This window comes from Actinoplanes sp. NPDC051405 (genome assembly GCF_055586185.1).
Genome location: NZ_JBVJIR010000008.1, coordinates 309,937 through 330,358 on the forward strand (window position 1 = coordinate 309,937; position 20,422 = coordinate 330,358).

Annotated in this window: 16 protein-coding genes; 3 read left to right on the forward strand and 13 right to left on the reverse strand. The window is 71.4% G+C overall.

Features of this window, described 5'->3' with window-relative positions:
• Window positions 1-18: 18 nt before the first annotated feature.
• The 5 genes from ACZ6S4_RS19815 to ACZ6S4_RS19835 all read right to left on the reverse strand — a co-directional run bounded on the left by ACZ6S4_RS19815 (window position 19) and on the right by ACZ6S4_RS19835 (window position 8,026).
• Window positions 19-1,032, reverse strand: a complete 1,014-nt coding sequence (locus tag ACZ6S4_RS19815; RefSeq protein WP_465476329.1) for a LacI family DNA-binding transcriptional regulator — start codon at window positions 1,030-1,032, stop codon at window positions 19-21.
• A complete protein-coding gene (locus ACZ6S4_RS19820; RefSeq protein WP_465476330.1) occupies window positions 1,029-2,624 on the reverse strand; it encodes a glycoside hydrolase family 13 protein in 1,596 nt (531 codons plus the stop codon). The genes ACZ6S4_RS19815 and ACZ6S4_RS19820 overlap by 4 nt, the downstream gene beginning before the upstream one ends.
• Before the next feature lie 8 nt (window positions 2,625-2,632).
• Entirely contained in the window at window positions 2,633-5,515 is a 2,883-nt protein-coding gene (locus ACZ6S4_RS19825) for a CBM35 domain-containing protein (protein WP_465476331.1), read from the reverse strand.
• Complete coding sequence (locus ACZ6S4_RS19830) at window positions 5,512-6,864, reverse strand: ABC transporter substrate-binding protein (protein WP_465476332.1); 1,353 nt, start codon at window positions 6,862-6,864, stop codon at window positions 5,512-5,514. The genes ACZ6S4_RS19825 and ACZ6S4_RS19830 overlap by 4 nt, the downstream gene beginning before the upstream one ends.
• Window positions 6,865-7,051: 187 nt before the next feature.
• Window positions 7,052-8,026, reverse strand: coding sequence for a LacI family DNA-binding transcriptional regulator (locus ACZ6S4_RS19835; protein ID WP_465476333.1), 975 nt, complete (start codon window positions 8,024-8,026; stop codon window positions 7,052-7,054).
• Between the two features lie 1,070 nt (window positions 8,027-9,096).
• Here ACZ6S4_RS19835 and ACZ6S4_RS19840 point away from each other — a divergent pair.
• The gene (locus ACZ6S4_RS19840; RefSeq protein WP_465476334.1) at window positions 9,097-9,738 is read left to right on the forward strand and encodes a helix-turn-helix domain-containing protein; all 642 of its coding nucleotides are present in this window, start codon (window positions 9,097-9,099) and stop codon (window positions 9,736-9,738) included.
• A 39-nt stretch (window positions 9,739-9,777) separates the two neighbouring features.
• Here the strand turns inward: ACZ6S4_RS19840 and ACZ6S4_RS19845 are convergent, their stop codons facing one another.
• The 8 genes from ACZ6S4_RS19845 to hemL form a co-directional block, all read right to left on the reverse strand.
• Entirely contained in the window at window positions 9,778-11,565 is a 1,788-nt protein-coding gene (locus tag ACZ6S4_RS19845) for an ATP-binding cassette domain-containing protein (protein WP_465476335.1), read from the reverse strand.
• Window positions 11,562-13,358, reverse strand: coding sequence for an ABC transporter ATP-binding protein (locus ACZ6S4_RS19850; protein ID WP_465476336.1), 1,797 nt, complete (start codon window positions 13,356-13,358; stop codon window positions 11,562-11,564). Before ACZ6S4_RS19850 ends, ACZ6S4_RS19845 begins: the two co-directional genes overlap by 4 nt.
• Window positions 13,359-13,420: 62 nt before the next feature.
• Complete coding sequence (gene ccsB / locus ACZ6S4_RS19855; protein WP_465476337.1) at window positions 13,421-14,401, reverse strand: c-type cytochrome biogenesis protein CcsB; 981 nt, start codon at window positions 14,399-14,401, stop codon at window positions 13,421-13,423.
• Window positions 14,401-16,029 carry a cytochrome c biogenesis protein ResB gene (resB, locus tag ACZ6S4_RS19860; RefSeq protein ID WP_465476338.1) on the reverse strand — a complete coding sequence of 543 codons (1,629 nt, stop codon included), beginning with the start codon at window positions 16,027-16,029 and terminating at the stop codon, window positions 14,401-14,403. The genes ccsB and resB overlap by 1 nt, the downstream gene beginning before the upstream one ends.
• Window positions 16,026-16,865 carry a cytochrome c biogenesis CcdA family protein gene (locus tag ACZ6S4_RS19865; protein WP_465476339.1) on the reverse strand — a complete coding sequence of 280 codons (840 nt, stop codon included), beginning with the start codon at window positions 16,863-16,865 and terminating at the stop codon, window positions 16,026-16,028. The genes resB and ACZ6S4_RS19865 overlap by 4 nt, the downstream gene beginning before the upstream one ends.
• Window positions 16,865-17,431, reverse strand: a complete 567-nt coding sequence (locus tag ACZ6S4_RS19870; protein ID WP_465476340.1) for a TlpA family protein disulfide reductase — start codon at window positions 17,429-17,431, stop codon at window positions 16,865-16,867. The genes ACZ6S4_RS19865 and ACZ6S4_RS19870 overlap by 1 nt, the downstream gene beginning before the upstream one ends.
• Window positions 17,428-18,084, reverse strand: a complete 657-nt coding sequence (locus ACZ6S4_RS19875) for a histidine phosphatase family protein (protein WP_433731682.1) — start codon at window positions 18,082-18,084, stop codon at window positions 17,428-17,430. Before ACZ6S4_RS19875 ends, ACZ6S4_RS19870 begins: the two co-directional genes overlap by 4 nt.
• A complete protein-coding gene (gene hemL / locus ACZ6S4_RS19880) occupies window positions 18,078-19,427 on the reverse strand; it encodes a glutamate-1-semialdehyde 2,1-aminomutase (protein WP_465476341.1) in 1,350 nt (449 codons plus the stop codon). Before hemL ends, ACZ6S4_RS19875 begins: the two co-directional genes overlap by 7 nt.
• Before the next feature lie 132 nt (window positions 19,428-19,559).
• Here hemL and ACZ6S4_RS19885 point away from each other — a divergent pair, with 132 nt between their 5' ends.
• Entirely contained in the window at window positions 19,560-19,892 is a 333-nt protein-coding gene (locus ACZ6S4_RS19885; protein WP_465476342.1) for an STAS domain-containing protein, read from the forward strand.
• A gap of 121 nt (window positions 19,893-20,013) precedes the next feature.
• A complete protein-coding gene (locus ACZ6S4_RS19890) occupies window positions 20,014-20,400 on the forward strand; it encodes a VOC family protein (protein WP_465476343.1) in 387 nt (128 codons plus the stop codon).
• Window positions 20,401-20,422: the final 22 nt, after the last annotated feature.

The following is a 20,422-nucleotide window of genomic DNA, read 5'->3' on the forward strand; positions in this document are numbered from 1 at the left end:
CGCTGCCGCGCGGCTTGCTCAGGCGAGCGACCGCGCGGCGGCGCCGGTCGTGTTGCGCACCACCAGTTCCGGCTCGAAGAAGAGCTCCTCGCCGCGGCCCGGATGGCCGTCGATCTGGTGCAGCAGCAGGGAGACGGCCGCATGGCCCATCGCGTCGACCGGCTGGCGGACGGTGGTCAGCGGCGGGTCGGTGCAGGCCATCACCGGCGAGTCGTCGTAGCCGATGATCGACACGTCGCCCGGCACCGCGCGGCCCAGCCGGTGGGCGGCGCGGATCGCGCCGATCGCGGTCACGTCGCTCGCGCAGATCAGGGCTCCGGCGCCCGCGCTGATCAGGCGGGCCGCCGCGACCTGGGCCTCGGCCATCGCGAACGGGGACCGGCCGATCAGCGCCGGGCCGTCGTGCCCGTGCCGCTCGCGGGCGGCGAGATACGCCGCCAGCTTGCGGGCGCTGGGCACGTGGTCGGCCGGGCCGAGCAGCAGCGCGATCCGGTCGTGGCCCAGCGCCGCCAGATGCCCGTACGCCTGGTCGACGCCGTGCCCGTCGTCGGTGCAGACCTGCGGGAAGCCCAGCCCTTCGACGGCCGCGTTGACCAGCACCGTGGGCAGCGACCGCTCACGCAGCGCCGCGTAGTGGCTGTGGTCGGCGTCCGCCTGCTGGTAGAGCCCGCCGCCGAAGAGCACGCCGGAGACCTGCTGCTCCAGCAGGATCGAGACGTAGTCCGCCTCCGCGACGCCGTCGACCGTACGGGTGCACAGCACCGGGCTGAAGCCGCGCTTGGCCAGCGCTCCGGCCATGGCCTCGGCCAGCGCCGGGAACACCGGGTTGGTCATCTCGGGCAGGACGATGCCGACCAGCCGGGCCCGTTCGCCGCGCAGTTTGTTCGGCCGCTCGTAGCCGAGCACGTCCAGGGCCGTGAGCACCGCGTCGCGGGTGGCCTGGGAGATGCCCGGCTTGTCGTTGAGCACCCGGGAGACGGTCGCCTGGCTGACCCCGACGTGCTGGGCCACATCGGCGAGTCTGCGGGTCATGCCTGCGAGTCTAGGGTCCGCAGCCAGACGGCGGCGTCGGGTGCGAGCCGCCCGTCCACCAGCTCGGCGCTGGCCAGCAGCACCTCCTCGTGGGCCGGCAGCGGCACGGCGGCGGCGGACAGGTTGACCACGCAGGCGAAGCCTCCCGGGCGGCTGAACGCCAGCACGTCGGCGGGCGCGTCGAGCCAGGTCATCGGCCCGGCCAGGGACCGGCGCCGGTGCAGGGCGGCCCGGTACAGGTTGAGCATCGAGCCCGGGTCGTCCTGCTGGGCCTCGACGCTGAGCTGCGCCCACTCGGCCGGCTGCGGCAGCCAGCTCGCGCCGGTGGTGTTGAACCCGAGCGCCGGTCCGGACGACGACCAGGGCAGCGGGATGCGGCAACCGTCCCGGCCCGGGTCGGCGCCGCCGCTGCGGGTGTACATCGGGTCGTCGCGGACCTCGTCGCTGAGGTCCTCGACCTCGGGTAGGCCCAGTTCCTCACCCTGGTAGACGTACACCGAGCCGGGCAGCGACGTGGTCAGCAGTGCGGCCGCGCGGGCCCGGCGGGTGCCCAGGGCCGGATCAGTGGGCCGGCCGTGCCGGGCGCCGCGCAGCGCGAACTCGAACGCTGTGTCTTCGCGGCCGTAGCGGGTGACGTGCCGGGTGACGTCGTGATTGGACAGCACCCAGGTGCTCGGGGCGCCGACCGCGGCGTGCGAGGCGAGGGTGTCGACAATCACCTTGTGTAGCGCCTTGGCGTCCCACGGGCAGCCGAGGAAGTCGAAGTTGAAGGCGGTGTGCATCTCGTCGGGGCGCAGATACCGGGCGAACCGCTCGGCGTCGGCCAGCCACACCTCGCCGATCAGCGCGCGCGGCTCGGTGTAGGAGTCGGCGACGGCCCGCCACGCGCGGTAGATCTCGTGGGTGCCGTCCTGGTCCACGTACGGGTGCGGCTCGCCCTCGACCGGCTCGCTCAGGCCGGGGTCCTTGACGCACATGGCCGCCGAGTCGATCCGGATGCCGTCGACGCCGAGGTCGAACCAGAACCGCAGGATGTCCTCGAACTCCGCGCGTACGCCGGGATGGTTCCAGTTGAAGTCGGGCTGCTCGCGGGCGAACAGGTGCAGGTACCACTCACCGTCGGGGAGCCGGGTCCAGGCGGGGCCGCCGAAGGTGGACTGCCAGTCGTTCGGAGGCAGCTCGCCGTGCGGGCCCCGCCCCGCCCGGAACCAGAACCGGTCCCGGGCGGGGTCCCCCGGGCGCGCACCCAAGGCCTCGATGAACCACTCGTGCTGATCCGAGCAGTGGTTCGGCACGACATCCACGATGGTGCGGATGCCGAGCTGGTGCGCCTCGCCGATCAGGACGCGGGCCTCGTCGAGAGTGCCGAACATCGGGTCGATGTCGCGGTAGTCGGCCACGTCGTACCCGGCGTCGGCCATCGGCGACGGGTACCACGGGCTGAACCAGATGGCGTCGATGCCCAGGTCGTGCAGGTGCGGCAGGCGGGCCCGGACACCGGCCAGGTCGCCGATCCCGTCGCCGTCGGCGTCCGCGAACGAGCGCGGATAGACCTGGTAGATCGCGGCATGACGCCACCACTCACGAGACACGATTCCCCCTAGAAGCCGCTGTTGCCGGCGCCGCGATTGATGGTGAAGCCCGCGTTGTTGGCCAATCCGGGACCGCCCGCCGTGACGGTTACGTAACTGAACGTACCCGTTCCGGGTGAGTTGAACTCCAGGCCGATGGTTCCGGTGCCGTTGAAGGCGACGTGGTCGAGGGTCAGGTTGTCGACCCGCTTCTGCCAGCTCAGCAGCAGACCCTGGTAGCTGCTGTCGTTGACCTCCAGGTCCTTGAACAGCACCGCGCCGGTGATGTCGTTCGCCTCGGCGTAGACCCAGAGGGCACCGATGTCGCTGCCCCAGTCGAGGCTGTGCGAACCGGTTCGGGTCAGCGTGTTGCGCTGCACCGCGGTGGTGCCGCCGAACGGATTCGCGCTGTGCCAACTCGACACGGTCACGCCCGAGCCCTGGAACACCACGTCGGTGAAGAGACTGTCCTCCACCCGGTTGTTCGTGCCGCCGTAGATGCCCACCGTGTTGGCCAGGATGGGCAGGGCCGCCGAGTTGAAGGCGAACACCGTGTTGCTGACCGTGCCGGTGCTGCTCCACGACCACATGGCCAGGGCGTCGTCGCCGGTGTTGCGCAGGGTGGACTGCTCCAGCCGGCTGTTGCGGGTGTTGCCGGTGAAGTTCACGCCGTCCGCCATGGTGTTGCGGATGCGCAGGCCGGCCGCGTACAGGCCGTCGGTGTTGCCATTGACCCAGAGGCCGACCTTGGCGTGGTTGGTCGCCACGTGGTGGATCAGCGAGCCGGTGCCGAAGTCGCCCTCGATCGCCGCGTCGGAGTTCGGCGCGCTGTCCGGATCGCGGGTGGTGACGTCGCCGTCGAAGGTGAAGTCGCCCAGCGTGGTGTTGCCGCCGGTGACGAAGAAGCCGCCGCGCCGGTTCAGGCCGTTGATCGTCGTCCGCCAGATGCCGGCGCCCCGGACGTCGACGCCGGCCACGTTCACCTTGTCGCTGAGGACGAAGGAACCCGCCGGGACGTACACGCCCTTGCCCTGCGCGACCGCGGTCCGGAAGGCGGCCGTGTCGTCGCTGCTGTCGTTCGGGGTCGCGCCGTACGACGTGACGTTCACGTAGCCGGCGGGTGCGGGGTAGGCGGCGTCGGCCACCTCCGCCTCGATCAGGTCGACAGTCACGTAGGCGGTGGCCGTCGTGTCTTTCTGGACCTTGAGGACGGTGCCCGCCGGATAGGTCTGCGGCAGCAGCACCCGGGAGTCGTCGAAGAACCGGTGCGGGTTGACGCCGCCCGGACCCTCGGCGAACGGGTAGGCGCCGTACATCCAGGCGTACTTGGCGGTCAGGGCCAGGTCGGCGACCTTGCCGCCACCCGCGTAGACGGCCAGCGGTGTGCTGCCGCCGTCCGGCACGCTCGCCCGTACGGTGAGCGCGTTCGCCGGTTTTGTCAGAGTGACCTGCACGTACTGGCCGGTCCCGGTGAGCTTGACCGCCCGCCGGCCCGACGCTTCGGCCTGCTCGGTCGTGTAGGTGCGGCCCGCCGCCAGCACGGCGCCGTTGGTCTGGGCGGCCTCGGCCTCGTAGGTCGTATACGGCAGGGTCGCGCCCCGGGCGGCCAGGGCGACGCTGCCGGCGACGGCCACGTTGTCGAGCTGGACGCCGCCCGAGTCCCCGGCGTCGACCTGGTAGCCGATCAGGTTGAGGCCCGGGCGCAGTGGCAGGTCCCGCTGCGCGGTCTGCCAGCCGCTGCCGGCGGGCAGGCTCAGCTGCGCCTGCTTGAGGCCGTTCGCATAGACCGACAGAGTGCGGGCGCCGCCGGTCGCGTTCCGGAAACGCAACGTGGTTGCGGCGGTCCCGGCCGCGGCCTGATTGACGGTACGGACGACCCGCGCGCCGCCGGTGAGACCGGTGACGAATCCAGGGCCGGTGTATCCCGCCACATCCGTCGCCGTGCTCGCCCCGCCGGCCAGGAACGCGGACTCCAGCTCGAGGCCCCCGCCCGGTGCCGGCGTGGTGGGCGGCGTGGTCGGTGGCGTCGTGGTGACCGCGCCGACCGTGAGGTTGTCCAGGTTGATGTTGCCGTTGTCGGCGCTGCCGAACCGCACCGCGACTGTGTTCGCGCCGGCGTTCAACGTCACGGACTGAGCGGCGGTGCCCCAGGTGTCCCAGTCGGCGGTCGCCGGCAGGCTGATCTGCTGAGTCGTGCCGTTGACCACCAGCGACATCGTGCGGGCGGTGCCGGTGCCGTTCGCGTACCGGAGGGTCACGGACGCGCTGCCCGCCGAGGCCGCGCTGACCGCGAAGCTCGCGGTGGCGTTGCCCTTGTTGGCGTCGACGAAGCCGCCGGCGAAACCCGAGCCGGTGTAGCCGGGATGGTCGGTCGCCAGGACCGCGCCCCCGCTGAGCTGTGCGGACTCGGCCTCCAGGACGCCGGGGGCCGGTGGTGGGGCCGGGGCGACTGCGATGTTGTCCACATTGACGTTGCCGTTGTCCGAGCTGCCGAACTTCACCGCGATCGTGTTGCTGCCCGCGTTCAGGGTGACCGGCTGGGCGGTGCTGCCCCAGGTGTCCCAGTTCGCGGTGGCGGGCAGCGGGACCTGCCGGGTGGTGCCGTTGACCACCAGGGACATCGTGCGGGTGCCGCCGGTGCCGTTCGCGTACCGGATGGTGACGGTGCTGCTCCCGGCGGTGGCGCCGCTGATCGCGAAGCTCGCGGTCGCAGTGCCCTTGTTGCCGTCGGTGAAGCCGCCGGCGAAACCCGACCCGGTGTAGCCGGGGTGGTCGGTCTGCCGGACGGCGCCGCCGCTGAGCTGCGCCGATTCGGCTTCGTACGTCGTGGTCGCGGCGTTCGCCCAGGGCACGACGGTCAGCACGCCGGCGAGCAGGACAGCAGCCGCGGCGCCGAGCCCGAGGCGTCTCATTTCGCTGCCCCGAGCACGTCGTTGACCTGCGACTCGGCGTCTGCGAGCAGCTTGTCGATGTCGGCGCCGCGGTCGGTGAGCACCTTCTGCATGGGCACGTCGAGCACGGCGTAGACCTGCTGGGCCAGTGGCGGCTCCAGCTTGAGCGGGATGGTGTTCTCGGTGGCGGCGAACGGCGCGAAGTTCTGCACCGGCACGTTCTTGAGCTTGGTGCGCTCGGCGACCAGCGTCCGGTCGGCGGCCGAGCCGGTGACCCAGATGTTGGGCTGGGGCAGGCCGACGGGCTCGCCGTTCCGGTTGGCCCGGCCCAGGTTCGCGGCGATCCGGTCCGGCGCGACGGTCTTGTACGAGAGCCAGGTGAGCCCGGCCTTGATCTTCGCCGGGCTCAGGCCCGCCTTGAACATGTAGCCGTCGCCGCCGCCGAGCGTGCCCTTGCCGTCCGGCATCGGTCCGAGGCCGTACGTGTCGAACTTGCCCTTGTACTGGTTGACGATGTTCACGATGTCGCTGCCGGTACCCAGGTACATGCCGAGCTTGTTGCTGCCCATCAGCTGTAGCAGGTCGGAGTACTCCAGCAGCTGTTTCTGACCCATCGTGTCGTCGGTCCAGCGCATGTCCTTGAGCTGTTGCAGCACCTGCCGGCCGGTGGCGTTGTTGAACGCGGCCTTCCAGGTGTCGCCCTGTTGCGTGGCGACGTCCCCGCCCAGCGAGTACGTCTCCGCGGTGAAGTGCCAGCCGCCGGTGTTGTTCTTGCTGTAGTCGCCGTAGCCGGTGATGCCACCGCCGAGGGCGGCGATCTTCTTGGCCGCCGCGCGGACCTCGGCCCAGGTCTTGGGCGGGTTCGCCGGGTCCAGGCCGGCCCGGGTGAACAGCTGCCGGTTGTAGACCAGGCCCATCGAGTAGTTCTGCGACGGCAGGCCGTACGCCCGGCCGGCCTCGTCGGAGAAGATGCGCATCAGCTCCGGCTTGACGTCCCGGGTGTTGGGGAAGTCGCCGAGGTACTTGCTGATGTCGGAGACCTGGCGCTTGCGGATGAGCGCCTGCGGGTCGGTGAAGTAGACGTAGAAGACGTCCTCGAGCTGACCGCCGGCCAGCTTCGCGGAGAAGGTCTGCGGGTCCATCATGCCCTCGCGGGCCTCGATCTTGATGTCCGGGTACCTGGCCATGAAGGCCGCGACGTCTTCGGTGAAGTTCTTGCGGTTGACCGGGTCCGTGTCCGGCGGCAGGCCGTTGACGGTGATGGTCACGGGGCCGCCGGCCTCGTCGGTGCTGTCTTCGGAACTGGAGCAGGCACTGCCCAGCAGCAGCGCGCCCAGGGCGACCGTGGTCGCGAAGAGCTTTCTCTTCATCGCGGGGATGTCCCTCCATAGGAGCGGTGGCCGCGATGAGCTGTGACATCGGCGTTTCGGTGGGATTACGAGCCGATAACCGTCCCGCGGCGTAGGCCGAGGATAGGACCGCCCCTGTGAGGAAGTCCATAGAATCGCGCAAATTTGCAGTGTTGCTGATGCCCAATGCTTGCACTGCTGTGCAAAGTCACGACTTTCGTGGCGCGGTGCTGCCGCGGACGACCAGCTCCGGGTCGAAGGTGATCTCGTCGCCCACCAGCGGGCGCCCTTCCAGCTGCGTGAGCAGGGAAGACACCGCCGCGGCGGCCATCTCCCGAACCGGCTGGCGCATCGTGGTCAGCGGCGGGTCGGTCACGCCCATGAAGGTCGAGTCGTCGAAACCCACCACCGAGACGTCACCCGGCACGGCGAGCCCGGCCTTACGGACTCCGCGGACCGCACCCAGCGCCAGCGCGTCACTCGCGCAGACCAGCCCGGTCGCACCCCGCTCCAGCAGCCTGCCCGCAGCGGCCCGGCCACCCTCCATCGAGAAGACGGTGTGCTCCACCAGCTCGCGGTCACCGCGGAAACCGGCCAGCTTGCGCATCGACGGGACGTGCCCGGCCGGCCCGAGGATGAGCCCGATCCGCTCGTGCCCGAGCCCGGTCAGGTGGGCTGTGGCCTGGTCAACCGCGGCCGCGTCGTCGATGCTGACCTGCGGGACCCCGAGCTTCTCGTCGGCCGCGTTGATCAGCACCATGGGCAGCCGGCGCTCGGTGAGCTGCCGGCCCTGCTCGGCCCCGGCGTCGGCGAAGCTGCTGCCCACGAAGATGATGCCGCCCACCTGGCTGGCCAGCAGCATCTGGATGTAGTGCGCCTCGGAGACCCCGTCGGAGGTACGCGTGCAGAGCACCGGCACGAGACCACGCTGCACCAGCGACACCCCGAGCACGTCGGCGAAGGCCGGGAAGATCGGGTTGGCCAGGTCGGGCAGCACCAGGCCGATGAGCCGGGCCCGCTCGGCGCGCACCGGCCGGGGACGGGGATAGCCGAAGACGTCGAGGGCGGTGAGCACCGCGTCCCGGGTCGCCTGGGCCACGCCGGGCCGGTCGTGCAGCACCCGGCTGACCGTCGCCTCGGAAACACCCGCGTACTGCGCCACCGCCAGGAGCCTGCTCGTCACGCGTACAGGTTACGCGTCGTGCAAACGCTTGCAAAAGTCGTGCAAACGGCGTCGGAGACCCGACACGCGGTACTTGACCTCAGGAAAATATCCGCAACGGTCTCACCTCGAACCCGGCTCGTGACGCACCGTAGCACTGAGCCGCGTACCGCAACGGACGTCCAGCGGGCCGGAAAGGTGGCGGCACGCGACCGGCGAATATCGATCGCGACAGATCAAAAGGGCCGGCTGAATGAATGGGCGCAATACCCTGTGCCGCGGTCCGGGTCATTTCATCAACCCCCGCCGCAGCCGGTTCGCACATCTCGTATCGATAACGAGCGGCTCGGAGAGCGCTCCCTGTCTTTATGACGGCCGCGGGATCCATTCCGGTGACACCGGTCCACGAAGGAACATTCGTTTGCACCCGGCCGGGCGGGACCACCGAAATGATCATTCCTGAAATGGATCTTCACGGGCTCGGCGGCGGAGATCATCGTGCGGATGAATGCCCTGGTGAACGCGGTAAATGGACCGGTCCCACAGCGCGGCGGCGTCGGCGGCACCGGTGGCCACCGGGGACCGCCACCCGGCCCGGGCCACGATCAGGGGCTTCGCCTGCGCTTTCGGCCGCCGCTGTGGAGATCGACGGTGCCGGCCGGTATGGTGGCCACCGCGGAAGTCAGCGCATTTCCGCTCGATGGTGCGTCTGATTGGTCTCGGGCCGGCATCGAATCAGCAGGACCCGGAAAGCGGTTGTCGTGGCAGCTTCCGGAAGTGATCAAGGGGCCGGCGCGGCTTCGCTCCGGCCCCTTTTTCATTCCACCGCCGACGCTACCGGCGGGTAGGCCATTTCCTCCCCCACGTCGCGGCCGGCCGACGACCTATCAGGCTCCCGCACAACAGCGACGCTGCGTGCTGGAATACGTCGGCACCCTGGTGCACAATCAAGCCCGGCGATGGGTTCCGCCCACGAACGGGACCCCCGTCTTCCTTGAGCTATGGCCCGAGACCAATTCCATTGACGCCTCATCACCCCAAGGAGCAAGTGCAGTGACAGTCAGTTACATCACGTCCGGAGGACGGGCGTGATGACCGGCGCGGTGCAGGAACCCGGGGAACAGAACGAGGGCCGGCACCGCGCCGACTTCGCCACCTTCCGCCGGCCGTCCAGCGAAGCCCTGGCGCTGGAGCACGAAGCGGCCCGCATGCGGGCCAAACTGATGGACCCGGAGACCGCGCTCCGGGAGCTGGCCGAACGCCTGACCTTCGCCCACGTGAACGCGGGCAAGCCGTCGTTGGCCGTGCTGAGCGAAGCCGTCCACTACAGCAAGGGCACCCTGTCAAAGGTGTTCGCCGGCAAGATGGTGCCCTCCTGGCCACTGGTCGAGGGGCTCGCCGCCGAGCTCGGGGTGCCGACGCAGACGGTCGTCCGGGAGTGGTTCCACCTCTGGACCGCGGCGAACACGTTGCGGCGCAGGCCGGGCGGGGTGCGCGAGCGTGCCGCGGCCGAGCCGGCAACCACCGCGATGCCGGCCGTGCCACCGGCCGTCACCGGCTCGGGCCACACCTGCCCGGCCTGCGGCAGCTGGGTGGTCGACCCGGCGCTGCACACCCAGTGGCACCGGCAGGCCGGGGAGGTCGGCCGGGGAGGGCCTGCCTCCGGTGCGCTCGGCGGGTGGGGCACACAGGCCCGGGCGATCGGGCTGAACCGCGAGACGCTCGGGCGGTGAGGGCGTCCCCCGCCCCGGGTGGCGGGGCGGGGGACGAGCTCAGCGGTAGGCGCGTTCCTGCAGGGCGTACAGCTCGGCGTAACCGCCGCCGGCCGCCATCAGTTCGGCGTGGGTGCCCTGCTCGGTGACCCGGCCGTCGGCCAGGACCACGATCAGGTCGGCCATCCGTACGGTGGTGAACCGGTGCGAGACCAGCACCGTCACCGCGCCCTGCCCGGTGGCCGTGCGCACCTGGGACACGAAGTGCTGGAACAGCTCGTGCTCGGCCAGCGGGTCGAGGGCCGCGGTCGGCTCGTCCAGCACCACGCACAGCGGCGGCCGCGTCCCGGTCACCTCCCGCATCAGCGACCGGGCCAGGGCCAGCCGCTGCCACTGACCCAGGGACGGCTCCACCCCGCCGAAGGCCGCTCCCAGCTGAGTCTCCAGCCCTCGGGGAAGGCGGGTCAGCACGTCAGCCGCGCCGGCCCGGTCCACGGCCGCGGTGACCGCCGGGCGGTCGCGCACATGCCGGACGCTGCCCACCCCCACCGTCTCCCGGGTGAGCAGGCGCAGCCGGGCGAAATCCTGGTAGACCCCGGAGAGCCGGTCCCGCCAGCCGGTCCGCTCGATGCCCGACAGCGGCTCGCCGTCCACGCTGAGGTGCCCGGACGTCGGCTCGTAGACACCGGTGAGCAGCTTGATCAGAGTCGACTTGCCCGCCCCGTTGGCGCCCACGATCGCTACGGTGCTGCCGGCCGGAAGGTACAGGTTGACTCCCCGCAGCACGTCGAGCTCCGCCTGCGGATAGCGGAAGTGCACATCGTGCAGCGTGATGCCGTCGATCAGTCGGGCCGGCGCGGCGGCACCCGGGCGGACCGCCTCGTCGGCGTAGCGCCGAAGCCACCAGTAGTGGCCCACCACCTGACCGGCCTCCGCCACCTCACTGAGGCTGGTCAGCACCGTACGGAGCTGGGTCTGCAACTGGGTGGCGAGCGAGACGACGAGCACGGCCGCGCCGACGGAGGCCCGGCCGGCGCCGATGAGGTCCGCGACGACCAGCAGGGCGAGGGCGACGGCGGCCGCGTACAGCAGCCAGGCACCGGCCTGGAGAGCGGCGGCATGCAGCCGGGCCCTCGCCTCGTGGGTCGCGGCGGCAGCCCACAGGTCCGTCGCGCGCTCGTTCAAGGTCGCGCCGATGCCGGCCAGCATGACCTCCTTGGCCGGCTCCGGCTCGATGCAGAGTTCGTGCAGGCGCCGCTCCTGCCGCAGGGCCTGGGTGTTCTCGTCGCGGGCGCGGCGCAGCAGGCGATCGGAGTGCCGGTTGGCGAGGAACAGTGGTACGGCGAGCAGCGCCAGCAAGGACAAGACCGGGCTGACCGCCATCAGCAGGCCGACCGTGACGGCGAGGCTCACCACGGCGGCGACCGCGCCCAGGGTGGACCACGGCATCGCGGACAGGGCCTGCGAGCTTTGGAAGAGGCGGTTCCAGCGGTCGATGTGCGGGCCGTACTCCAGGTGGGTGATGGTCGGGATCGACGAGACCGCGCGCTGGGTCTCCTCGTTCAGCCGCGGCCGGACCCGGCCCACCAGGTACGTCCACAGATTCCCCTGCACCCGGCCGGCGGCGCTGGAGATGCTGTACGCGACAGCGCCCAGCGCGACCGCCCCGGCGACCGCACCCGTACGCCCCGCCGCGCTGCTGTCGACCAGCCAGGCCTGGCTCAGCCCGAGGGCGGCGATGACCCCGGCCTGCCCGACCATGAGCACCACGAGCAGCACCGCCGTACGCCGGTCCGTCCGCAGGGTCAGCCCGGTGACGTGCCGCAGCAGCCGCAACCAGTCGGTCATGCCGGGCCCGTCCGGAATGTCTGCGCCTGCACGGTGAAGAAACGCGCGTAGTCGCCGCCGAGGGCCAGCAGGTCGTCGTGCGTCCCGTCCTCGGCGACCCGCCCGTCGCGCAGCAGGATGATCCGGTCGGCGGGCCGCACGGTGGACAGCCGGTGCGAGATGAGCACCGTGGTCGTGTCGTGCACCCGCGACACCACCCGCTCGTGGAACTCCGCCTCGGCCCGGATGTCCAGGTGGGCGGTGGGCTCGTCCAGCACGAGCACCTGCCGGCCGGCCGCGGTCGCGAAGAGGACCCGGGCCAGCGCCACCCGCTGCCACTGGCCGCCGGAGAGATCCGTACCGTCGTCGCCCTCGCGCCACAGCGAGGTGTCCAGCTCGTGCGCCGTGAGCAGTGCCGTGCCGCCCGCCCGGTCGAGCGCGTCGCGGACCGCGGCGTCGCCCGTCTGCTCCGGGGCCGCGAAGGTGACGTTGTCGCGCAGGCTGGCCGGATAACGGACGAAGTCCTGGAAGAGCACGGCCAGCCGGCGCCGCCACGCGGTCAGGTCCACAGTGGTGAGGTCGGCGCCGTCCACGGTGATGCGGCCGGAGTCCGGGCGGTACAAGCCGGCCAGCAGCTTGACGAAGGTTGTCTTGCCCGCGCCGTTCTCGCCGACGACGGCCACGGTCTCCCCGGGGCGCAGGACCACGCTCAGCCCGTCGAGCACCGGCCGGTCACCACCCGGATAGCGGAACACCACGTCCTCGAAGCGGATCGTCGGCGGACCCGCTTCGGCTGGCAGGGTCAGCGCGGGTTGTGGCGGCCCGGCTTCGCCGTATCGGGCGGTCAGTTCGTCGGCGGCGGTCACGCCACGCAGGCCGTACTCGATGTCGTAGGCCTCGTGGCCCATGCTGCTGATCGCCAGCACCCCCCAGGCCGCCAGGACGTAGGTGATGAGCTCGGCCGGATCCAGCCGGCCGGACAGCACGGCGGTGGCCGGCAGGGCCAGCGCCGCCACGGCGCAACCGACCGCCAGCAGGCCGATCCACCACTGCCGGCGGAGCACCGCCAGCATCTCGCGGTAGACCGGCGCGTACGTGCGCATGGCGGCCGCCCGGAACCGGTTGCCGAACCAGTCGCTCAGCCCGAACAGCCGGACGTCCTTGGCCGCGCCCATGACGGCCTGCTCGGAGATGTAGTACTCGCGGCGCTGCCCGGCCGTGTCGGCGTCCAGCGTGTCGATGATGCTCATCCACTGCCGGCGCACGATCGCGCGCATCAGCAACGACACCGCGAGCAGGCCCACGGCGAGCAGTGGCGAGAAAGTCGCCAGCAGCGCCCCGGCGACACCGGCGCTGACCAGCCGGAACACCAGCTCGACCTGGCCGGTGGCGGCGGTGCCGGGAGACCGCTCGCGGGAGATGCCCATTCCGGTGTCGACCACCCGCGCGGCCCGGTCCTGGAACTCCTGGCTCTCCAGCCGGTCGAGCCCCGGCAGGCTGTGCGCCAAGGTCCGCAGCCGCGCCCGCACCCGCCCGTCGATGCGCTTGCCGGCCAGCACCGCCACCGGCGTCAGCACCAGCCACACCAGCTGATCCGCCAGGAACAGACCGGCCACCAGCACGGCGGCGAGCACGGCCGGCCGATCCAGGCCTCCGGTGCCCAGCACGGCGATCAGCCGGCCCACCGACAGCGCCCGCGCGGTCGGCACGAGCGCCCGGATCAGTTGCAGAGAGATCAGCGTAACCGCGAGCCCAACCCCGGCCTGCGGCAGCAACCGCACCAGCCGGACCCGCGCGGCGAACCACGCCCGCATCGCCCCACCCCCGTGATCGGCAGGTGTCGATACTGGTGGTTCAGCGCGGCGGGCGCAACGGCTTACATCCCGCCGGCGTTGGCGTACGAGTGCAGGCCCTCGAAGAACAGGTTGACGCCGAACAGGTTCATCAGCATCGTCACGAAGCCCAGCAGGGCGATCCAGGTCGCGGTGGTGCGCTTGACGCTCGGGGTCGCGCGGGCGTGCAGGTACGCCGCGTAGACGACCCAGGAGATGAACGCCCAGACCTCCTTGGGGTCCCAGGCCCAGTAACGCCCCCACGACGCCTCGGCCCACAGCGGCCCGGCGATCAGCGCACCGAAGGTGAACAGCGGGAACGCGAACGCGTGCAGCCGGAAGGTCAGCCGCTCCAGCACCTCCGCCGCCGGCACCTTCGCGCCCAGCGAGTACGGGAAGCTCCGCTTGCCGCGGTCGTAGCCGGCCCGGACCAGGAACATCGCGGCCGGCACCGCCCCGATCAGCAGGATGCCGGAGGCCACGATGATCGTCGAGACGTGCACGATGTACCAGTACGAGTTCAGCGCCGGCACCAGCGGGCTGACCGGCGTGTACGCGATCAGCCCGGCCGCGCCGAGCAGCACGACCAGCGCGAGCGCGGTGAACAGGCCGAGGTGGCGCACGGCCGGCTTGCGGGTGATCACACCGAGCCAGACCGCCGAGCCGACCAGGGTCACCGCGAGGATGAACTCGTACATGTTGCCCCAGGGCATGCGGTGCGCCGCGACGCCGCGGGTGACCACCGTGCCCAGGTGCAGCGCGAAGGCGAGCCAGGTGAGCCCGACGCCGATCAGGCCGAGCAGGGCACCGCGGTCCCGGGGCGGCGCCGGCGTCACGACGTCGTCCGCGGGCGGCACTTCGACCTCGCCCGGTCCCCCGGCGCCGACGAGCTGGCGAGCCGGACGGGTCGCCGCGCGGCCGATGTGGCTGCGGTTGCCGAACGCGTACTCCGCCGCGTAACAGACCATCGCGGCCAGGTACGCCAGCACGGTGAAGGCCATCAACTGGTCAGACAACTCCGCCATCACGGCGTCCTCTCCTCCGGCGTCCGGCGCGCCGCCGCCACGACCTGCTCGAACTCCTCGTGGAAGCCCGGATAGTCGGTGCGCGGCAGACCACCGGCCTCCATCAAACTACCGCCGGTGCCCGCTTCGGACCCGGCCGGGGGCGAAACCCGGAACCACACCCGGCGGCGGTGCCCGGACAGCGACAGCATCAGCCCGAGCAGGCCCAGCACCGCGCCGCCCAGCACCAGCGGCTGGGTCGGGTCGTAGCGCACCGCGAGGGTGGCGAACTGGCGGGTGCCGACGAACTCCAGCTTGGTCCCGTCGTCCAGGGTCCAGGTCTGGCCAGGCGTCAGCCGCTGCGGCCGTTCGCCGCTGACCTGCTTGAGCTGGCCGTTGGCCAGCTGGCCGCGGTCCAGCGCGTAGACCGAGCCGGGCAGGCCGGCGTCGACCCCGAGATTGCCCCGGTACGCCGTCAGGAACAGCGCCGGCTCGCGTTCGGCCGGGAAGACCGAGGTCGGGCCGCCCTTCGGATCCACCGTGGGCAGATAGACGCCCTCGAAGGCAACCTGCAGGTCCTCGTCGCGCTGGTTGGTCCTGGGGTCGATGTTGACGTCGGGGAACTGCGCGACGCCCTCGCTGGTGAGCATCTGGTCGCGCGGCAGGAACGGCACGATCCTCATCTGCTGCTGGCCGAAGCGGTCGGTGAACCGCAGGATCGGCGCGTAGCCGTGGCCGAGCAGGTGCACGTTGGCCTGCGACAGGCGCAGCGGGTGGTTGACCGTGAACTCGGTCGGGCGCCACGGCCCGTCCTGCTCGGTCTGCACGGAGGCCTGCGCGCCGAACGTCTTCGGCTGGCCGTTGCTCTGGTACGTCGCTTCGAAGTCGGTCAGCCGCAGGCAGAAGAACGGCAGGTCGGCCGCGTCGAGGCGGGGGCCCAGCGAGGACTCGTCGTACTGCGTCACCGAGTTGCAGAAGCCCAGGTCGTCGCCCTGCACCAGGAGGCGGTTGCCGTGCCAGCCGTACCAGTGCCCGAAGCCCACCCCGATCAGCACCGCCAGCAGCGCGAAGTGGAACAGCAGGTTGCCGGTCTCCTTGAGCAGGCCCTTCTCGGCCGAGACCGTCCACGTGCCGTCCGGCCGCTCGCGCACGACCGTGCGGAAGCGGTGCCGCCGCAGGCCGGCGGCGACGGCAGCGGCCGCGGCAGCCGGATCGTCCGGTCGCGGCTCGGCCGCCGCGTGCTGCGGCAGCCGCTCCAGCCGGCGAGGAGCATCCGGGGGTACGGTGCGCAGCGCCCGCACGTGATCGAGCAGCCGCGGTATCACGCAGCCGACCAGCGAGGTGAACAGCAGCAGGTAGATGGACGCGAACCAGGGCGAGGCGTAGACGTCGAAGCCGCCCAGCCGGCTCAGCACCGGGGCCAGGTCGGGATGTTCCCGGAAGTAGCCGGCGACGTTCTCCGGGTTGATCGCGCGCTGCGGCAGCACCGAGCCCGGGATCGCGGCCACGGCCAGCAGGAAGAGCAGCACCAGGGCCGTGCGCATGCTGGTGAGCTGCCGCCAGGAGTTGCGCAGCAGCGCCCGAAGCCGGTTGGGCCGGCGCGGCGGTGGCTCGGCCGCGGGCGCGGGACGCTGCTCGACGACGGTCACAGCAGGGTCCCGGCGTCGAAGTTGAAGGTCGTGACCAGCCAGATCAGGAAGCTGTTCCAACCGCCGGTGACCAGGGCCAGCCCGACCAGCACCAGCAGCACGCCGCCGATCCGGGTGACCCACCGGCTGTTGCGGCGCACGGCCTTGAAGACGCCGAGCAGCCGGCGGAAGAAGAGCCCGAACAACACGAACGGCACCCCGAGCCCGAGGCTGTAGGCCAGGGCCAGCACGACGGCCCGGTCGGTCTGCCCGCTGGTGGTGGCCAGGCCGAGGACCGCGCCGAGGGTGGGGCCGGTGCAGGGCAGCCAGGAGAGCCCGAACAGCGCCCCGAGGATCGGCGCCCCGGCCAGGCCGGCGTTGGGCAGCCAGTTGATCCGGGCCTGGCCCTGCATCCCGGGGACCAGGCCGATGAACATCAGGCCGAGCCCGATGATCAGCACCCCGAGCACGATGCTGAGGGTGCGCTCGTGGGTCTTGAGGGCCAGGCCGATGTTGGCCACCAGGGTGGCCAGCAGCATGAACACCACGGAGAAGCCGACGACGAACAGCACCGTCCCGGCCAGCACCCGGCCGCGTCCGGCGGTCCGCGCCTGCGGCTTCGTGGCCACGGCGACGGACCCGCCCGGCTCCGGCGGCGACTCAGGCTGCGGCTTGGGCGGCACTCCGAGGGCGGCATCGAGGTCGGCCCCGGCCAGCCCGGTGACGTACGAGAGGTAGCCCGGCATGAGCGGCAGCACGCACGGCGACAGGAAACTGACCAGCCCGGCTATCGCGGCAGCGCCGATCGCCAGCAGCAACGGGCCGCTGCTGGCGACGTCGGCGAAGGTCTCCCCCATCAGCCCGGGCCCTCCGCGGCGATCCGCTCGACCACCGGCTGCAGCACGGCGACGGTGGTGGCGCCGCGGATGCCCGCGGCGATCCGGCCCTGCCGGTCCAGGACCAGCGTGGCCGGCGTGGTGACCTGCGTGACGTCGAACTTGAGAGCGACGCTGCCGTCCCGGTCGTAGATGCTCGGATAGGTCACCCCGAAGCCGCGCTCGAACGCCTTCGCCGGATCCTTCTCGTCACGCGAGTTGACCCCCACGAAGGTCACGTTCTTGGCCTTGGTGGCCTGGTACGTGCGCTCCAGGTCGTCCGCCTCGGCCCGGCACGGGTTGCACCACGAGCCCCAGAAGTTGACGACGACCACCTTGCCGCGGTCCTGCGTCACGTCGTACGTGCCGCCGGCGAGCAGCTCACCGGTGACCGCGCGGGCCTCGGGACGCTGGTCCGGGGTGCACTCGATGACCCGGTCGGCGTTCGTCGAGCACTTCTTCTCCCAGCTCTCCTCCCCGCAACCGGCCAGCGCACCGGCCGCGACGGCGGCGGTGAGGGCGACTGCGGTGAGCCGGCGCACGGTCATGCCCCCTTGGCCGTCCGGGCGCTCGGGGACATGGCCACCAGGGCGGCGGCGGGCTCGGCGTACTCGATGCCGACGACCTTCGCGTCCTCGAAGACGAACGAGGTGAGGCTGGCCAGGCCGCACTGGCGGCGGCGCGGGTCGTGCCAGAGGCGCTTCTTCTCGACGTACCGGCGCAGGGTCCAGATCGGCAGCTGGTGCGAGACGCAGACCGCCTCGTGCCCCTCGGCGGCGACCCGGGCGGCCTGCACGGCGGCGAACATCCGCTGGGCGATCTGCAGATAGGCCTCGCCCCAGGACGGGGTGATCGGGTCGCGCAGCACCCACCAGTTGCGCGGGTTGCTGAACGCGCCGTCGCCGACCGACACCTTCTTGCCCTCGAAGAAGTTGGCGCTCTCGATCAGCCGGGTGTCGGTGGCCGTCTCCAGCTTGAAGTGGGCCGCGAACGGCTCGGCCGTCTCCTGCGCGCGTTCCAGCGGGCTGGCCACCACATGCGTGACGTCGCGGTCGGCGAGCGCCTCGGTGGCCGCCTTGGCCATCTGCCGGCCCAGCTCCGAGAGGTGGAAATCGGGCAGGCGGCCGTACAGGATCTTGCCTGGGTTGTGGACCTCGCCGTGCCGCAGCACGTGCACCGTGGTCTTGGTCGGGCTCAAGATTGTGCTCCCCCCGCTGCCGCGGCGGCCCGCGCCGCCGCCGGCAGTGCCGCGCTGATCTGTTCCAAGGCGGCGTCGTCCAGCGCCGTCGACACGAACCACGACTCGTACGCGCTCGGCGGCAGGTAGACACCGCGGGAGAGCATCGCGTGGAAGAACGCCCGGAACGCGGCCACGTCCTGGGTCTTCGCTGAGTCGTAGTCGACGACCTCGGCGTCCGTGAAGAAGATGGAGAACATGTTGCCGGCGAAGGACAGCCGGTGCGGGACGCCCGCGGTGTTCAGGGCGTCCGAGGCGAGCGCGCCGATCGTGGCGGCGACCTCGTCGAGCCGCTTGTAGACCGCGTCGTCGGCCAGCCGCAGGCTGGTCAGCCCGGCCGCGCAGGCCAGCGGGTTACCGGAGAGCGTGCCGGCCTGATAGACCGGCCCGGCCGGGGCCAGCCGGGACATGATCTCGGTGCGGCCACCGAAGGCGGCCGCGGGCAGGCCACCGCCCATGACCTTCCCGTACGTGAAGAGGTCGGCGTCCACGGGATCGAGCCCGGCCCAGCCGCCCGGCGACACCCGGAAGCCGGTCATCACCTCGTCGACGATGAGCAGGGACCCGGCGGCATGGGCCAGCTCGGCGAGCCGCTGGTTGAAGCCGGCCCGCGGCGCGATCACGCCCATGTTGCCGGCGGCGGCCTCGGTGATGATCGCGGCGATGTCGTCGTTGTCCCGGAAGACCGCCTCGACCGCGGCGACGTCGTTGTACGGCAGCACGATGGTCTCGCTGGCCGCCGCGCCGGTGACCCCCGGCGAATCGGGCAGACCCAGCGTGGCGACGCCGGAACCGGCCGCGGCCAGCAACGCGTCGACGTGGCCGTGGTAGCAGCCGGCGAACTTGACGATCTTGCTGCGGCCGGTGAAGCCGCGGGCCAGCCGGATCGCGGTCATGGTGGCCTCGGTGCCCGAGCTGACCAGGCGCACCTGCTCGACGGGGGTGCGCCGGACGATCTCCTCGGCCAGCTCCACCTCGCCCTGCGTCGGGGTGCCGAAGCTGGTGCCGAGCGCGGCGGCGGCCTGCACGGCGGCGACGATCGCCGGGTGCGCGTGCCCGTGGATCAGCGGACCCCACGAGCAGACCAGGTCCACGTAGCGGCGCCCGTCGGCGTCGACCATCCACGGGCCCTCGCCGCGGGCCATGAACCGGGGCGTGCCGCCCACGGAGTTGAACGCACGCACGGGTGAATTGACCCCGCCGGGCACGAGGGCCTTGGCGCGGTCGAACAGGGCCTGGGAGACCGGGGCCTCGTCCGGGTACGGACTGCCCGCGGCGTGGTTTGAGGTGGTCACGGCAAATCCCATTCTGTCAGCGCCGGGCGGCGGCCGCCTTAGCAGCCCCGGGGGCGGGTTGTACAGGTCACGATCGGTGGGTGGTGCGGGGCGGATGAACCGTGCCAACAGGCTGGATTCCGCCGCTCGCGATAGGCTGACCCGGTGGAGCGACCGGAGCTGTCCATCGCGGTTGAGCGAGCCCCCGACGAGGTTGTCTTCCACCTCGCCGGTGAGATCGACGTGCTCACGGTGGCCAAATTGTCCGCCATGGTGAACGAGACCCTGCTGGAACCGGAACCACCCTCCCGGATCGTGCTCGACATGTCCGGCGTGACCTTCTGCGACTCGCAGGGCCTGGGCACCCTGGTGGTGCTCAGCCGTAAGGCCCAGCATGCCCGCGCGGTGCTGGCTCTGACCAACGTCGGCGACTTCCTGCTCCGCGTCCTGGACATCACCGGCCTGCGCAGTGCCCTGATGATCTCCAGCGCTTCCTGATAGGTTCCTGTCGAGCCCCGGATGGGCCGACACGGAGGGAAAGCTGTTCGGCCATCCTCCGTGGGCTCATCCACCCTGGGTGGCTGCTCTCCGTGACAGGGATCGAGCAGTAGGGACGACATTGAGCGCGACGTTCAACCACACCATCATCGCCGCGAAGGACCGCACCGTCTCGGCCGCCTTCTACCGCGACGTACTGGAAGCAGCCGACGCCCCGTCCTGGGGCTTCTTCACCAACCTCCAGCTGGACGGCGGCGTACTGCTCCAGTTCGCCGAGCCGCCGGTCGAGATCCAGATGCAGCACTACGCCTTCCTGGTGGACGACGAGCACTTCGACCGGGCGTACACGCTGCTCCGTGAGCGCGGGATCGAGCACTGGGCGGACCCGCAGATGCAGCGTCCGGGCCAGACCAACACCGAACACGGCGGCCGCGGGGTGTACTTCAAGGACCCTGCGGGCCACGCGCTGGAGCTGATCACCCGGCCGTACCTGAGCGCCCAGCAGTAGCCGGAACGCCGCCCCGGGACGA

What these genes read in the sequence shown, in the direction of transcription:
- ACZ6S4_RS19830 (WP_465476332.1), bottom strand. Translation starts at nt 6,864, where the DNA reads ATGAAGAGAAAGCTCTTCGCGACCACGGTCGCCCTGGGCGCGCTGCTG.
- ACZ6S4_RS19865 (WP_465476339.1), bottom strand. Translation starts at nt 16,865, where the DNA reads ATGGGGGAGACCTTCGCCGACGTCGCCAGCAGCGGCCCGTTGCTGCTG.
- hemL (WP_465476341.1), bottom strand. Translation starts at nt 19,427, where the DNA reads ATGGGATTTGCCGTGACCACCTCAAACCACGCCGCGGGCAGTCCGTAC.
- ACZ6S4_RS19845 (WP_465476335.1), bottom strand. Translation starts at nt 11,565, where the DNA reads ATGACCGACTGGTTGCGGCTGCTGCGGCACGTCACCGGGCTGACCCTG.
- ACZ6S4_RS19850 (WP_465476336.1), bottom strand. Translation starts at nt 13,358, where the DNA reads ATGCGGGCGTGGTTCGCCGCGCGGGTCCGGCTGGTGCGGTTGCTGCCG.
- ACZ6S4_RS19840 (WP_465476334.1), top strand. Translation starts at nt 9,097, where the DNA reads ATGACCGGCGCGGTGCAGGAACCCGGGGAACAGAACGAGGGCCGGCAC.
- ACZ6S4_RS19870 (WP_465476340.1), bottom strand. Translation starts at nt 17,431, where the DNA reads ATGACCGTGCGCCGGCTCACCGCAGTCGCCCTCACCGCCGCCGTCGCG.
- ACZ6S4_RS19815 (WP_465476329.1), bottom strand. Translation starts at nt 1,032, where the DNA reads ATGACCCGCAGACTCGCCGATGTGGCCCAGCACGTCGGGGTCAGCCAG.
- ACZ6S4_RS19825 (WP_465476331.1), bottom strand. Translation starts at nt 5,515, where the DNA reads ATGAGACGCCTCGGGCTCGGCGCCGCGGCTGCTGTCCTGCTCGCCGGC.
- ccsB (WP_465476337.1), bottom strand. Translation starts at nt 14,401, where the DNA reads ATGGCGGAGTTGTCTGACCAGTTGATGGCCTTCACCGTGCTGGCGTAC.